Consider the following 13,587-nt stretch of genomic DNA (forward strand, 5'->3'; position numbering starts at 1 on the left):
GAAACGTCAGCCTTTGAGGCCTGGAAGAAGGAGGCGCGAGAGCTTGCCGAGCGCCAGGAGCAAATCACGAATGCCAGTCGGGACGATCTCAGGAAAGCTCTGATCGATTCGACACGCTGTTTCGGAATGCTCCGGGAAGCGTGCACAAGGCCTACCGAAATCTTGCGGAAAAGCGAATCGAGGAGGCACGGGAGAGCTTCACCGACTCAATAGGAGACGGCCATCTCTCGTGGTCGCTGTCCGACGAGACGCCTGAGCTGGCAGCGTTGAGGATGGGCGGCCTCATACGGGAGATCGACCGGGTGCTTGCTGAGCGGCGGTCTCAGTGGCCGATCGCGCCGAGTGAGTGGCACCTCGAGCAGCTTGGATGCTGGTTCATCCCACGGCAGGGCGTGAGCGCATTGCGACCGGCTCGAAGGCTGCAAGCCTATTCGAAGCGGGGCCTGCTCTTTCATCGGATCCTGAGCGCAACGCTCGGGCCAAGGAATGCTGCCTACGCGGAGCGCTTCAGAGCATTCTACGATCTTTTGCAGATGTCGATAAACACCTCCAAGCTCGCACGACCGAGCGAGGTCACCCGCCGCCACGTCTCGGACCATCTCGCCAATCAGTGAGCGCAGCCCGCGCGAGAGCCGCTGTGTCGGCCATGTTCAACTGGGCCATCCGGGAGGGGCTGGACCTTCCGGCCAATCCGGTGCTCGGCACCAACCGTCCGCCTGCGCCGGCATCCCGTGATGGGGTTTTGTCCGATGCGGAGCTAAGAGCGATCTGGCTGGCATGCCACGATGACGACTATGGCCGCATCGTCCGGTTGCTGATCCTCACCGCCCAGCGCCGCGACGAAGTGGGTGGCATGCGATGGCCTGAAGTTGCTGAAGCGACGTGGACCATTCCCGGGGGCCGGGTCAAAAACCATCGCGAGCATATCCTCCCCCTCGCCCCTGCGGTTCTGGCCTTGATCCAAGCCCAGCCCCGGCGCATTGATCGGGAGTTCCTCTTTGGTGATGGGCCTCGACGCAAAGGTGATGACAAGAAACGCGGTTTCTCCGGCTGGTCGAAGTCGAAGGCTGCGCTTGATGCGCGCATTCTTGAGGCCCAGGGCGAGGCTCTGCCCGCATGGACCGTCCACGACATTCGCCGATCCGCTGCCACGGCAATGGCGGATCGGCTCGGGGTGTTACCGCACATTGTAGAAGCCGTCCTGAACCATGTTAGCGGACATCGCGCGGGCGTCGCAGGCATCTACAATCGAGCTCGCTACGCCGAGGAGATGCGCGACGCGTTGGAGCGCTGGAGCGCTGGAGCGAACACGTGGCGGCCATTGTTGGCGATGCAAGTCGCAAGCTGCCGCCCGCTCACAAATTTGAGGCGTCGTTGGGGGTGGAAGGATCTCCCGACGGCACTTCCGGAAGTGAGCGTATGAATTGCTTCACTTCGCGATAACCCGCAAAACTCGGCGGCTCGGTCGTCTCCGACGCAAGCTCAAATCGCGGACACGCAACACCCGATTATTGCGATTGGTCGAACAGGAAATCCCCCGTCTTGTTGCATGAAAGATTCTCTGCGTCCCGAACGTAAGTAGCAATCGAAAAGACCAACAAAAACAAAAGAGTTTGCGCTTGTTTGACGTCCTATGGTGCGGTTTGTTCACGGGATTGCAGTGGCCAATCGGTGGCTAAGCCGAGGCGGGGTGTCTTGGCCGAATAGCGGATTCCTACTCCGCGGGTTGCAGGTTCGAGTCCTGCCGGGATCGCCAATAAAATCAATGCCGTAGGTCTTAAAATCTTTGAGAAGCCGTGTCTCATTTGGTCCTAGAAAAACCCTTTGATTTCAGGCTTTCCCGATTAGTCTCGCTCAGTGGATGAGACACGGATCGTACACGGCGCTTCTGGCTTTGTTCTTCGCAAATAACGAAAGCCCCGCTCAAAACAAAGCCCGCCGGCCGAAGCCGACGGGCGCTACTGCTCAGAGGTCCTGCCGCCGCACTAACCGCACGCATCGCCTTTTGACGGGCGCGCAACAACGTGAGCCTACGTTCTCGCTGGCTGGTCTGTGGCGAGCACCGTTTGAAGCGCGCGCGCCGCGGTTTGCCGAAGTTGATAATGCCATCCGTCTGGGCCGATCGTGTCGGTGTCTGGCCACTCCTCGCCCTGGTCCTCCACCTCGTTGGCGTAACGAAGCAGTGCCGCGACGCCGGCAATGGAAGTCGGCATCGTGTTGGCGAGCGCCCACTCCAGATCTTGGCAAGAGTCGCATAGCTGCGCGACTCGTTCCTCGGCGTAAGGAAGGCCGATTTCTTCCCGCTTCGCCCAGATCTCAAACCTGTCGCGATCGAGATCGGCGTGTAGCTGGGCCTTGATTTTGGGGGAATGTCGGCTTCCGGCGACAAGACAATCGTCGATTTGCTTGTGAGAATGCAGATAGTACGGATTAACCCCGTCCTTCATACCCCATTGCACGCGCCCCGGCCGCCGGAACTCCTCCGGTACGATTTCCTCGAGTTCGTCGCGAGCCATCAGGGCGGCCTCATAGGCCCGCTCCTCAGCGCGATGCCGGGAGATCAACGCGAAGATTGGATCGACGTCAGGGGATGCTAGGGCACCCGCTGGCGCGCCCACGGCTGCTGCTGGCGGATTTGTCGCCAGCGACAGAACTGCACCGCTGACGGCCACGCTCGCGGCGTGGGATAGGAAGCGGCGCCGCGTCGAAACTGCCGGCATAGGTGTGCTATTCTCTGGATTAACCTGAGCCATGACTTACCTCATGATTTGGGCCAGGCCTGTCGCCGTGCTTCCAACACGGTCGGCGGGCCGCTTGTTTTTCAAGCCTGAAAACGGTAAGACCGAATTGTGAAAAAGGCAATACCAAAGCGTGTCGGCGGGAAAAGGCCCGGCGCAGGTCGCCCTGCAACGGGCAGAGACCCCTCGCGCACATTCCGCCTCTCCGATGAATTCATGACAAACCTCGATGCGTGGGCGGCACAGCAGGCCGACAAGCCCACTCGCTCCGAGACCATCCGCCGACTGGTCGAGATCGGACTGAAGGCGAAGGGCTAGCTGGATGTCCGATCGAGACGCAGGCGCGGATACGCTCAAGAAGGAAGCGACAGTCAAACAACTGTTTCGGCGCGCGGCCAGATGCACATGCCCCAGCCAGGTCTTTTCAGTCGTACGTCATGGGCGTGAGACAGACGCGAACCGCGAGTTTGCGTCGGATCGCGATGGCGATGCGGTCGCATGGTTTTTGGGCGCGCTCCCAATATTTGTGATCATTCATGTGATCTGCGTGAAAATCGGCGCGATCTAGCCTGCAAGGAAAGTCATGCGCGATGATAGGCTTTCGCTCTCGGTGTTCACAATCGAGGTCGATCGAAAGCCGGTTGTTGCTTTCGCTGCTCGAAAATATTCGGATGCTGAGGCGATCTGTGCCGACCAAAGAATACGCGCCAAACTCAACGCGGCGCGGTCGGGCGGAAAGCCTCTTTGCGACGAATTGGCTACCTTGCGCGTTCGACTTGCCAATCCCGAAGAAAAGAACCGCTACCGAGAGCAGACTTCAGCGCGATCTGCAGATGCTGGTCTGCCAGTATATTTGGTCGATCTAGATCGGTAGCTGATTGGGAATCAGCCAAAGCGAAAGCCGTAAAGCGTCGCTCCTACGCTCATCTCCACCAAACCGCAGAATTGCGCTGTGGAAGGGCGCCCCTGACGGGGCAGAGCAGCGGCTCAAATGCGGCGGCTCCACAAATTTGTAGCGCGTCAGCTCACTTGCACTCGCGCAGCCGTTGCGAGAAGATACCGCTTTTGAGGCGGCATTTATGAACCAAGATTGAAGTTCCGAGACCTATTCTCAATAGGCCACTCCAATTCAGCTCGATCGATGAAGTGCTTCTGTTCCTGGAGAAGGAGAAGCGGCTTTGGGAGTGGACCACCAGCCAAAACATTCGAGGGCCAGCTGCGGAGCTGATCAGGGGATTTCAACCAAATTGGACTGATGCGATCGCAGAGACTGCGGCAAGGTACCAATCCAATCCACAAGACCACAGTCTTTTTGAGACCTTGGCGTCACAACTGCAGCAACGGCTCCAAAAACGAAATGAATGGTGCGCAGCTGACCCAGAATCCTGGCAGGTGCATGAAATCGCGACGAGCGATCCTGAGGCTGCGGCGGTTGCCCTTATAGTCCTCAGTGGAAGAGACCAGCAACTACAACATGGGCAATTCGAGAATCGACACAGTTATCGGCGCGGGCGCGCGCTGGGGGAAGCGATCTTGGCGGGCGTGAGTCCTAATGCGCTGGAGGCGATGCGATCATCGGTCAACGATGCGGTAGTGGCCGTAGAGCGAGATGCACAGGATATTCGATCGGTTCTTTCAGATGCGCGACAAAGCAAGGATAGAACCATCTTCGAAATGATGGAGCAGGGAAAACTTCAAAGTGAGGAATTCAGCAAGAATTGCTCAGCCGCACTCGATGCGCAGCAAGTTGCGTTCGAAAAGCTAAAATCAGATCTTGAGGGAATAACGGCGGCCTATGAAACCCAGCGGCATGAAGCCAAGCGCCCGAGGGGCATCACGTACGGATCCGAGTAATAGATGCCCGATTAGCGAGGGCGTCTGCACTTAGATTGCCGATGACGGTGCGTATCTCAGCTAAATCAACGATCTGAGACGGAGCTTCCACGACACAGGTCGTGCCCTCGCCGGCCGAGTTCAGATTGATCACGACTTTTTTTGTTCACATTCTCGGTGGCAGCCTTTGACCATCGACCGGCGACGCCGTCTTGCTTGTCTGATTTGCATTCAACCGCACCTCCCATCCTGTCGTCCTCGCCGCTAGCTGCTGCATGATTTGGGCCAGTGCAAACGAGAGGAATCGCTCACGATTTTTCAGCTCAATGTCGCGTGCGCAGACACTTTGGCGTTCTACTTACATTTGACGCGTATGGTTTCGGACATCAGCACGGACTGCGCTCACCGGATCAAGCCCTGCGCATTGACCCGGCTCTTAGCTGTGCCTGCCCTCGGTGGCAGAATGTCCGGTGCAGATGCGGTAGTCGGCCGCCCCCGCCTATGACCGCCGATCCCTTTCACGCACAGGCTTGCCTTCGGCTCGTGCTCTAGGACAGCGCCAATCTCGAGCGCTCCTACAAGCCTCGGCGCCCTTGTCGGCGGCGAGCGGCATGGGCCATTCCACAAGATCATCCCACACGAGCAGCGCTCGCCGGCCGAGCTCGCTTTGGGATGGGCCTATCTGTCGCGAGAGGCGCTCGCCAGCGCCAAAGCGCATGGGCGAAAACTCCATGGGCGTGTAATGAGATCGACCTCCTGACGATCCATCAGCGCTATGCCGATCGTCCCTCCGCCACTTCGGAAGATGAAGCGCCTGACCCTGGAGGCGCGCCGGGAGTTGGCTGACGGATTCGATGTCAGATTCACAGCCACGTTTGTGAAGATGACTGCGTTAAACCACCACAAAGGCACGAAAGCACTTCCACTTCAAAACTGCTGGCTGTACGTCATCGGAGTCTGCTTTCTTTTGAAATATAGTAGGGGGCATGATGGCTCCTGAAAGCTCGAATATTACCCTAATCGCTTGCCTTATCGTTGAGGCGGCCACTCAGCCAATGAGCTAAACGCGCTCATGGTGCATCTGCCAGATTAGCAGACCTCTGGGCGTATAGTGGCAACAGGATCGGTTGCGGCGCCGCACCGGTGTAGCCAACCAGTCCTGGTAGGTGCCTGTAGGACCTTTTCGGGGATACAAGGCGGCATGCCCGATGTTGGCAAAACCAGACCAGTCTTCGGTTTGCCTATCGTCATCGCCAGTTCTACCCCTAGACACCGCGAACCAAACTATGCCTATTCAACGCCACTTATTCCCGCAAGAGAGCACCTTTATCCAGGTGATCAGCCTAACGCGTAGGGCTGGCAATTTCGCGGGCTATTTCAGAAGCTAGAGTCGGCTCATGCGTGGCTCGACTTGAACTTCAATCCCCCTCTTCCACCGGCGCTTGCACTATCTGAGTGTCAAACAGGCTACGCAATCGGAGCGCCGAGCGATGCGCGGCCCATCTCTTTTCCTACCCCTTCTTTGCGGAACACTCGCGACGGTCAGCTGGAGCATGGGCAACGTTCTGTCCAAGGCCGCGCTCTGCTGCATAGAGCCGCTCTCGCTTCTGACAGGGCAGTTGGCTGTAAGTGCTGCAAGCCTGACCGTACTATCCATCTGCTCAGGCGCGCCGCCTCGCTTGAGCGATTGGCGTGCTGGCCTTCCCGGCATCCTGCAGCCGGCGCTTGCGTCTGGTCTTTCGATCTTCGGGCTATCGATGCTGCCGGCGTCGGTAGAAGCGATGCTGTTCGCAGTTGAATCGCCGATGGTCATACTGCTTGCATGGTTAATCCTTGGCGAGGTCCCTAACCGTGCTATCATTTTCCTCTGTATGTTGGCTTCTGCCGGGGTCGGCTTTTTGAGCTGGACCCCTGACTCTGATCCGTCCGCAACGCGGGGACTGGGAGTCGCTCTCGTTCTCGCCGGTGTGCTATTCGCCTCACTCTACAACGTAGCAGTCCGTGTGATGTCGCAAAGTGTCGATGCATTGCGACTTACGACGGCAAGCCAGATCGTTGCGTTGACGGTGGTCGTATTTGCGTGGATTGGCGTCCGTCCAATGCCGACGCTCTCTGTGGTGATGGCCGATATTGTATCGGTGGTCGTATCCGGATTGCTGCTTCTTTCCATCCCCTCTCTCCTCTACGGGATTGCGCTGCAGCGAATGAGCGCGACCGCCGCCGCATTATTGCTGCCACTAGTTCCCTTGTTTACATCTATTTTGGCGTCCATCTTCCTTGGGGAAACCCTGACCGCAACGCAGTGGCTGGGGGCCGCCGCGGTTCTTGGATCGGCGCTTGCAATGCCCTTGGCCTTGCGTCCTAACCGCATGGCTCCGAAGTATCACCCACGCCCCTGTCGGAAAGCGATCGGGAAGCCTTGACGAAGGAGCTGGGCAGCGCGCGGTATAGCAGTAATCTTTCTCTGCATTCGTCCCGGACGCTGCGAGCCGTCGCGGTCGCGTGTCTGGCGTCGAGCTTGGGTGCCTGCGTGCTAACCCAGGACCTTCCGGATCCCGCGCTCGATGTCCCCGCGCAGTACAAATACGCCGGGAAGGGGGATGCGCCGCCGTCGCTGGATTGGTGGCGCGGCTTCCGCTCGGCGGAGCTGACGCAGCTGATGGAAGAGGCGGAGACCGTCAACCTCGACATCGCCGCCACGGTCTCGCGCATCGTCCAGGCGGACGCCCAGGCGCGGCAGGCGGGCGCGGCGCTGCTGCCGAGTCTTTCAGGCACCGGGCAGGAGACCTATTCGCGCACCTCCAGGTCGTCAGCCTCGGGTCTCACCAATGGCGGCCGTGAGGTTGTCAACTACCAGGCTTCGCTCAGCGCGAGCTACCAGCTCGATTTCTGGGGCCAGAACCGCGACGCGCTCCAGACGGCGGAGGAGACGGCGAACGCCAACCGTTTCGATCGCGACGTCGTCGCGCTGACGACGCTGGCGGGCGTCGCCAATGCCTATTTCCAGGTACTGGCCTCGCAGGATCGCATCAGGACCTCACAGCGTAACATCGCGAGCGCGCAGCGCATCCTCGATGCCGTCAAGGAGCGCCGCAAGGCCGGCACCGGCACCGATCTCGACGTCGCCCAGCAGGAGAGCGTGCTCGCCAACCAGAAGGCGCTGGTGCCGCCGCTGCGCCAGACGCTCGATCAGAACGTCAACGCGCTCGCCGTGCTGGTGGCGCGCCCACCGGAGAGCGTGCGCGTGCTCGGCGGCTCCCTCGACCGGATCGCGATCCCGCGCGTGACGCCCGGCCTGCCGTCAGAGCTGCTGACACAGCGGCCGGATATTCGCCGGCAGGAGGCGCAGCTTGCGTCTGCGACCGCGAACATCGGCAATGCCCGCGCGCAGTTCTTTCCGACCATCCAGCTCACCGGCAATGGCGGCTATCAGAGCTCGGCGCTGGTATCGCTGTTCCAGCCGCATGCGGCCTTCTTCCAGCTCGTCGGCAGTGCGACGCAGCCGATCTTCGACGGCGGCAAGATCCTCGGCAATTTCGAATTTGCCAAGGCGCGGCAGGACGAACTGCTCCAGACCTATCGCAAGACCATTGTCCAGGCCTTTACCGACGTCGACAATGCGCTGTTCTCGATCAAGCAGACCACGATCAAGCTGCAATTGCAGCGCGATGTCGTCACCGCCTCGCGGCGCGCGTTCGATCTGTCGGAGCAGCAATTGCGCGCCGGCACCACCGACATCGTGACCGTGCTCAACACCCAGCTGACCCTGTTCCAGGCGGAAGACGCGCTGTCGCAGGCCCAACTCGCAAGGCTTCTCGCCATCGTCAGCCTGTACCAGGCGCTCGGCGGCGGCTGGGAGCCGCGCATGGAGAAACCGGTCAATGCTCTTTAAGCCGGATAAGAAGGATGACGCGAAGGCGGGGACGGCGAGGAAATCGTCGCGCGGTGGCTTCATCCTGACTCTGGTCACGCTCGCGATCCTCGGCGGCCTCGGCTATCTCGGCTGGACCGTGATGCATCAGCAGCCGCAGCAGGCGAACGGCCGCAACCAGCGGCCCGATCTGCCGGTGCCGGTGTTGGCGGCAACGCCCCGCATCCAGGACGTCCCGGTCTATCTCGATGGCGTTGGTGCGATCCGCGCGCTCAACACGGTCACGGTGCGCTCGCAGGTCGACGGCAAGCTGATCGCGGTGAAGTTCACCGAAGGCCAGGACGTTAAGAAGGGCGACGTGCTCGGCGAGATCGACCCGGCAGCGTACCAGGCGACCTACGACCAGGCGGTTGCCAAGAAGGCCCAGGACGAAGCCCAGCTCGCCAACCAGCGCATCGACTTGACGCGCTACGAGCAGCTCGCCGCCTCCAACGCCGGCTCCAAGCAGAAGGCCGACACCCAGCGCGCGCTGGTCGCCCAGACCGAGGCGCTGGTCAAGGCCGACCAGGCCGCGATCGACAATGCGGCGGCGACGCTGAGCTATACCAAGATCGTGGCGCCGATCTCGGGGCGCGCCGGCCTGCGCCAGGTCGACCAGGGCAACATCATCCACGCCCCCGACACCACCGGCCTTGTCGTCATCACCCAATTGCAGCCGATCGCGGTGTGGTTCAGCCTGCCGCAGCAGCAGATCATGCGGGTCAATGCGGCCGCTGCCAAAGGCGCGCTGTCGGTCGACGTGTTCGGCAATGACGGCGTCACCGTGATCGACAGCGGCAAGCTCACCGGCATCGACAACCAGGTCGACCAGACCACCGGCACGCTCAGGCTCAAGGCTGAATTCCCCAACGCCAATTACCAGCTCTGGCCGGGCCAGTTCGTCAATGTCCGCCTCAAGGTCGAGACCTTGTCGCAGGCGCTGGTGGTGCCGACGTCGGCCGTCCAGCGCGGACCGATCGGCACCTTCAGCTATGTCATCGGCGAGGGCGACATCGTCTCGGCCAAGCCTGTGACGGTGACCCAGCAGAACGAGCATGACGCGGTCATTGCGAGCGGATTGACGGCGAACGACAAGGTCGTGACCGCAGGCTTCGCCAATCTGTCCGACGGCTCCAAGGTGATCGTCGGCCGCGACGAGCAGACCCCGTCGGCCGACCTCGTCCCGCGCAAGCGCACGCGTGCGCCGGATGGCCAGAAGAAGGATGGCCAGGCCAAGGACGGTCAGAAGGGCGGGCTGAAGGACGGACAAGGCAAGGACGGCGAGCTTCGCGCCAAGCGGAGCAGCAGTGAGGGCGACCAGAAGGGCCAGACCGGTCCGGCGCCAGGGCCGGGGGCTCAACCATCGGGATCTGGAGCCAAACAGCCATGATCCCGGCAACAGCCGCCTGAGCGGCAGGCGCATCCCATGGGTGTCTCCGACCCCTTAATCCGCCGGCCGATCGCAACCTCGCTGCTCGGCATTGCGCTGCTGATTGGCGGCGTGCTCGGCTAAGGTCGGAATCGCAGTCGACGCCCGTAATTCGCCTTGCTCCATGCCTTCCGCTCACTGGTTTCCCCCGAACGTTCGATTGTCGAGATCCTTCCCCAGACCGACAGGGGGGTGCTCGTGGCTCGGCCGAAGTCAGCGGTCTCGCTCTGCCCCTGTTGCGGCGGCCAGACGGGTCGCGTCCACAGCCATTACGAGCGACGCTTAGCCGATCTGCCATGGCAGGGGCGGGTTGTCGAAATCCGGCTTCAGGCGCGACGCTTTCGATGCGCGAATCCGCAATGCCCGCGTCGGATATTCACTGAGCGGCTACCGGCAACGGTGCGGCCGAAAGCAAGACGCACAACCCGCCTCGGCGAGAGCCAGCTGGCGATCGGCTTTGCGGTCGGCGGTGAGCCCGGCTCGCGCCTGTCGCGCAAACTGGCCATGCCAGTCAGCGGCGACACCCTTGCCGGATTTCGTTGCCCCGACCGTCGTCGGCATCGACGATTGGGCTTGGCGTCGTGGCCAGCGATGTGGAACGATCATCTGCGATCTGGAGCGCAATAGCGTGCTTGACCTGCTTCCCGATCGTAATGCCGACAGTGTTGCGCGCTGGCTGAAGCGCTGGCCGGAGATCAAGGTCGTCGCCCGCGACCGTGCGGGACTTTATGCTGATGGCGCACGCTGCGGCGCGCCCGACGCGGTGCAGGTGGCGGACCGTTGGCACCTGCTCAACAGTTTAGGTGAGGCCCTGCGCCACGCTGTCGGCCGCCATCGTCACAACGTAGCCGCCGCCGTGCAAATCATGGCGTCCGTGCAACGACCGAAGACTGGCAGTTCCACGCTGCCGCCCGGCCTTGCACAGTTGCGGGCGGATCGAAAGGCTGCACGACGCGAACGCTGGGATGAAATCTGTCGCCTACGCGAGCAAGGTTACCCGACATCTGGGATCGCCCAACTGCTCGGCGTCGACAGGCGCACGGTTCAGCGCTGGCTGGCCGCTGGCGGCGAACCAGAGCATTCGCGTCCTCACAGACCTTCACATCTTCTCGCGCCCTTCTCGGCATGGCTCGAAGCGCGGTGGGCCTCCGGCTGCCAGGGGGGCCAGCAGCTTTGGCGCGAGCTTCAGCAACAGGGTTATACTGGAAGTCGGGTGACCGTCGCGCGATGGGCCGCTGACAGGCGTGCACATGCAGACTCGGGAGGAGCAGCACAACCGCACCCGACCTGGAAAGCTCCCACGCGTCGTCGCTGTGCTTGGTATTTGAGTCGGGATCTGGATCAGATCGATGCTGACGCCAGGCTGTTCCTCGGTCACTTGTTTGCGCGAGCTCCGGAACTCGCCACGACAGCAGAGCTAGCGAAGCGGTTTGTGTCTCTTCTCAGGGGCAGCGACATCGCCGAGTTCGATGAATGGATCGCACAAGCAGCCAACAGCGAGCTCAAGAGCTTCGCCAACGGCATCGCGCGCGACATCGACGCGGTCCGAGCGGCAAAAACTACCCCTCAGTCCGGTCGAAGGCCAGATCAGCAGGATCAAAGCCATCAAACGACAAATTTATGGTCGGGCAAGCTACCCGCTATTGCGTCGACGCGTCCTTCTGGCTGCCTGAGTATGACCGGGCAACCTACACAACCCCAATCGCTCAAGCTGCACCAAATGTGCGGAAGAACCCAATCAGGATGAGAGGTCTCATCTTGATCGCCGCCGCCCACCGCTTGGTCGCGGAGGGCGAAAGACGTGCACCGTGCTGTCCTCGCGCAACACATTGTCGTCGTCAGGTTCTCGACAGCTTCCCTAGCGAGTATGTGGAGCTGATCGCAATGAATATCGATTCGCACGATGCTCACGCTGCGTAGGTAGCCCGCCGTGAGCTGAGTGGTTTGTTGCGGGGCCGACCTCACCTCGATCTTCGGTCGCAATCCCCCGGCACGTCAGATCCAGGCCAAGCTTCAAACGGGCCTATATTTTGGAAGTGAGAACGGATGGATCTCCCCTCGACCAACTGGGTGCGGAAACAATCGGACAGCATGGACCCGCAAGTAAGCTCACCCGCGGTTCAGTCTGCAGATGGGGCGACCTTTGAGCGACAACTGACCGAGATCGCCAATTCAGATGGAGGTGGTGGAGCAATGCCGGCCGCCTCGACGCTGCAGCCCGCTCCGTCAACTGGGATTGTGAGAGGGGGCGTCGCGCGGCCTCTTTATTCCGAGGATGCTTCCCTTATTTTGGGGCTTGAGGAGGCCCTCATCAAGGGCGGGGCCGCCCAAGGCACCGCCCGGAACAATGTATATTCTCTTCTCGGCTTTGGCCGCTGGCTGTTCGCAAATAACAAACCAGCTATTGTTGCCCGGCTGAACGACAAGTCGCTGATCGCTGACGCGCGCCAATTCATCGAAGAGGGGCATCCCAGGGCTGTCCTTACGGCAATAGATCATCTCCGGACCTCGCAGTCGACGGGCGGAAGCGCGCCGGTCAAAGGCCGCGCTGAGCTAAATCCCCACTCCGAGGACGTGGCTCTCATCGATAAGTATAGAAACGAAGCAGCGACAGGTACCGCCGGAAGCAACGCGGTTGCTCTTAGAAGTTTCAGTGACTACCTGCGTCAAAACAACAAGAAGGGCATTGCTGCCCGGCTTTACGACACGTCGTTGGATGGAGATGTCGACGCCTATAAATCGCACCCCGGTTATAATCGGAAGATCCTAGCCGCGCTGGCTCATCTCCGACAATCGCCGGGCGGTACCAAAGCGATGGAGCAGCACAAGCGCCATGTATCCCCTGTGCCTGTTCCCGGAAACACGGCACTGATGGAATTGAAGCAGGTTGGTGACGCTGCCGCGTATCACCGGGCGTCGCAGGAAGCTGGCGGTTGGCCAGAGAAGCTTTTTCCTGCAGAAGGTTACGATCAGGATTTGCCTTTGGGGCTGATGGACGAACCAGGCCCCTCCTCAGCAATACTGCAGCCGCCTCAGTCAACTGGGATTTCGAGAAGACGGCGTGAGCAGCCACTTTATTCCGAGGATGCTTCCGCTATTTCGAGGCTTGAGAAGGCCCTCACCAATAGTGGGGCCGCCAAGAGCACTGCCAACTGCTATGTAGCTACTCTTCGTACCTTTGGCCGCTGGCTCTTCGCAAATAACAAACCGGCCATTGTTGCCCGGCTGAACGACGAGTCGGTGACCGATGATGCGCGCCAGTTCATCGAAGAGGGGCGTCCCAGGGCTGTCCTTGCGGCAATAGATCATCTCCGGACCTCGCAGTCGACGGGCAGAGTTGTGCCGATCGCAGGCCCCGCTGAGCTAAATCCCCACTCCGAGGACGTGGCTCTCATCGATAAGTATAGAAATGAAGCAGCGACAAGTACCGCCAAAAGCAACGCAACTGCTCTTAGAAGTTTCAGTGACTACCTGCGTCAAAACAACAAGAAGGGCATTGCTGCCCGGCTTTCCGGCACGTCGTTGAATGGAGATGTCGATGCCTATAAATCGCAGCCCGGTTATAATCGGAAGATCGGAGCCGCGCTGGCTCATCTCCGACAATCGCCGGCCGGCGCTGAGGCGATGGAGCTCGAGCGCCATATTGATCCCGAAGACGCGGCCCTGAGGGAATCGAG

General features: G+C 60.7%; 11 protein-coding genes, 1 tRNA gene and 1 pseudogene. 12 read left to right on the plus strand and 1 reads right to left on the minus strand.

All coding sequences use genetic code 11. From position 1 onward, the window contains the following. Positions 1-140: 140 nt before the first annotated feature. From XI09_RS10165 to XI09_RS10175, 3 genes are all read left to right on the plus strand, one after another. Positions 141-614 carry a hypothetical protein gene (locus XI09_RS10165; protein ID WP_271566711.1) on the plus strand — a complete coding sequence of 158 codons (474 nt, stop codon included), beginning with the start codon at positions 141-143 and terminating at the stop codon, positions 612-614. A 32-nt stretch (positions 615-646) separates the two neighbouring features. Then, positions 647-1,423: a site-specific integrase gene (locus XI09_RS10170; protein WP_271566718.1), complete on the plus strand. Its 777-nt coding sequence runs from the start codon at positions 647-649 to the stop codon at positions 1,421-1,423. A 266-nt stretch (positions 1,424-1,689) separates the two neighbouring features. Next, positions 1,690-1,756: transfer RNA gene (locus XI09_RS10175), tRNA-Ser, on the plus strand. A 274-nt stretch (positions 1,757-2,030) separates the two neighbouring features. Here XI09_RS10175 and XI09_RS10180 read toward each other — a convergent pair. Next, positions 2,031-2,753: a hypothetical protein gene (locus XI09_RS10180; protein ID WP_271566712.1), complete on the minus strand. Its 723-nt coding sequence runs from the start codon at positions 2,751-2,753 to the stop codon at positions 2,031-2,033. A 307-nt stretch (positions 2,754-3,060) separates the two neighbouring features. Between XI09_RS10180 and XI09_RS10185 the strand changes: the two genes are divergently transcribed. The 9 genes and pseudogenes from XI09_RS10185 to XI09_RS10225 form a co-directional block, all read left to right on the plus strand. Next, positions 3,061-3,306: a hypothetical protein gene (locus tag XI09_RS10185; protein ID WP_271566713.1), complete on the plus strand. Its 246-nt coding sequence runs from the start codon at positions 3,061-3,063 to the stop codon at positions 3,304-3,306. Positions 3,307-3,321: 15 nt separating this feature from the next. Further along, entirely contained in the window at positions 3,322-3,612 is a 291-nt protein-coding gene (locus tag XI09_RS10190; RefSeq protein ID WP_143279434.1) for a hypothetical protein, read from the plus strand. Between the two features lie 272 nt (positions 3,613-3,884). Beyond that, a complete protein-coding gene (locus XI09_RS10195; RefSeq protein WP_271566714.1) occupies positions 3,885-4,592 on the plus strand; it encodes a hypothetical protein in 708 nt (235 codons plus the stop codon). Between the two features lie 1,469 nt (positions 4,593-6,061). After that, entirely contained in the window at positions 6,062-6,994 is a 933-nt protein-coding gene (locus tag XI09_RS10200; protein WP_271566715.1) for a DMT family transporter, read from the plus strand. A gap of 59 nt (positions 6,995-7,053) precedes the next feature. Then, positions 7,054-8,463, plus strand: a complete 1,410-nt coding sequence (locus XI09_RS10205; protein WP_271566719.1) for an efflux transporter outer membrane subunit — start codon at positions 7,054-7,056, stop codon at positions 8,461-8,463. Further along, a complete protein-coding gene (locus tag XI09_RS10210) occupies positions 8,453-9,871 on the plus strand; it encodes an efflux RND transporter periplasmic adaptor subunit (RefSeq protein WP_271566716.1) in 1,419 nt (472 codons plus the stop codon). Before XI09_RS10205 ends, XI09_RS10210 begins: the two co-directional genes overlap by 11 nt. Positions 9,872-10,108: 237 nt before the next feature. Then, positions 10,109-10,537 carry a transposase family protein gene (locus tag XI09_RS10215; protein ID WP_271566720.1) on the plus strand — a complete coding sequence of 143 codons (429 nt, stop codon included), beginning with the start codon at positions 10,109-10,111 and terminating at the stop codon, positions 10,535-10,537. Next, positions 10,437-11,657 (plus strand): transposase, encoded by a 1,221-nt coding sequence (locus XI09_RS10220; protein WP_271566717.1) that lies wholly within the window; start codon positions 10,437-10,439, stop codon positions 11,655-11,657. Before XI09_RS10215 ends, XI09_RS10220 begins: the two co-directional genes overlap by 101 nt. A gap of 299 nt (positions 11,658-11,956) precedes the next feature. Beyond that, positions 11,957-13,587, plus strand: a pseudogene (locus XI09_RS10225) (Ulp1 family isopeptidase); the annotation flags it as partial.

It is taken from the genome of Bradyrhizobium sp. CCBAU 11386 (assembly GCF_028128955.1).
Lineage (GTDB): Bacteria > Pseudomonadota > Alphaproteobacteria > Rhizobiales > Xanthobacteraceae > Bradyrhizobium.

Excerpts from the sequence above, each read along its gene's own strand:
- XI09_RS10170 (WP_271566718.1), top strand. The coding sequence starts at position 647 with ATGTTCAACTGGGCCATCCGGGAGGGGCTGGACCTTCCGGCCAATCCG.
- XI09_RS10180 (WP_271566712.1), bottom strand. The coding sequence starts at position 2,753 with ATGGCTCAGGTTAATCCAGAGAATAGCACACCTATGCCGGCAGTTTCG.
- XI09_RS10185 (WP_271566713.1), top strand. The coding sequence starts at position 3,061 with ATGTCCGATCGAGACGCAGGCGCGGATACGCTCAAGAAGGAAGCGACA.
- XI09_RS10190 (WP_143279434.1), top strand. The coding sequence starts at position 3,322 with ATGCGCGATGATAGGCTTTCGCTCTCGGTGTTCACAATCGAGGTCGAT.
- XI09_RS10200 (WP_271566715.1), top strand. The coding sequence starts at position 6,062 with ATGCGCGGCCCATCTCTTTTCCTACCCCTTCTTTGCGGAACACTCGCG.
- XI09_RS10210 (WP_271566716.1), top strand. The coding sequence starts at position 8,453 with ATGCTCTTTAAGCCGGATAAGAAGGATGACGCGAAGGCGGGGACGGCG.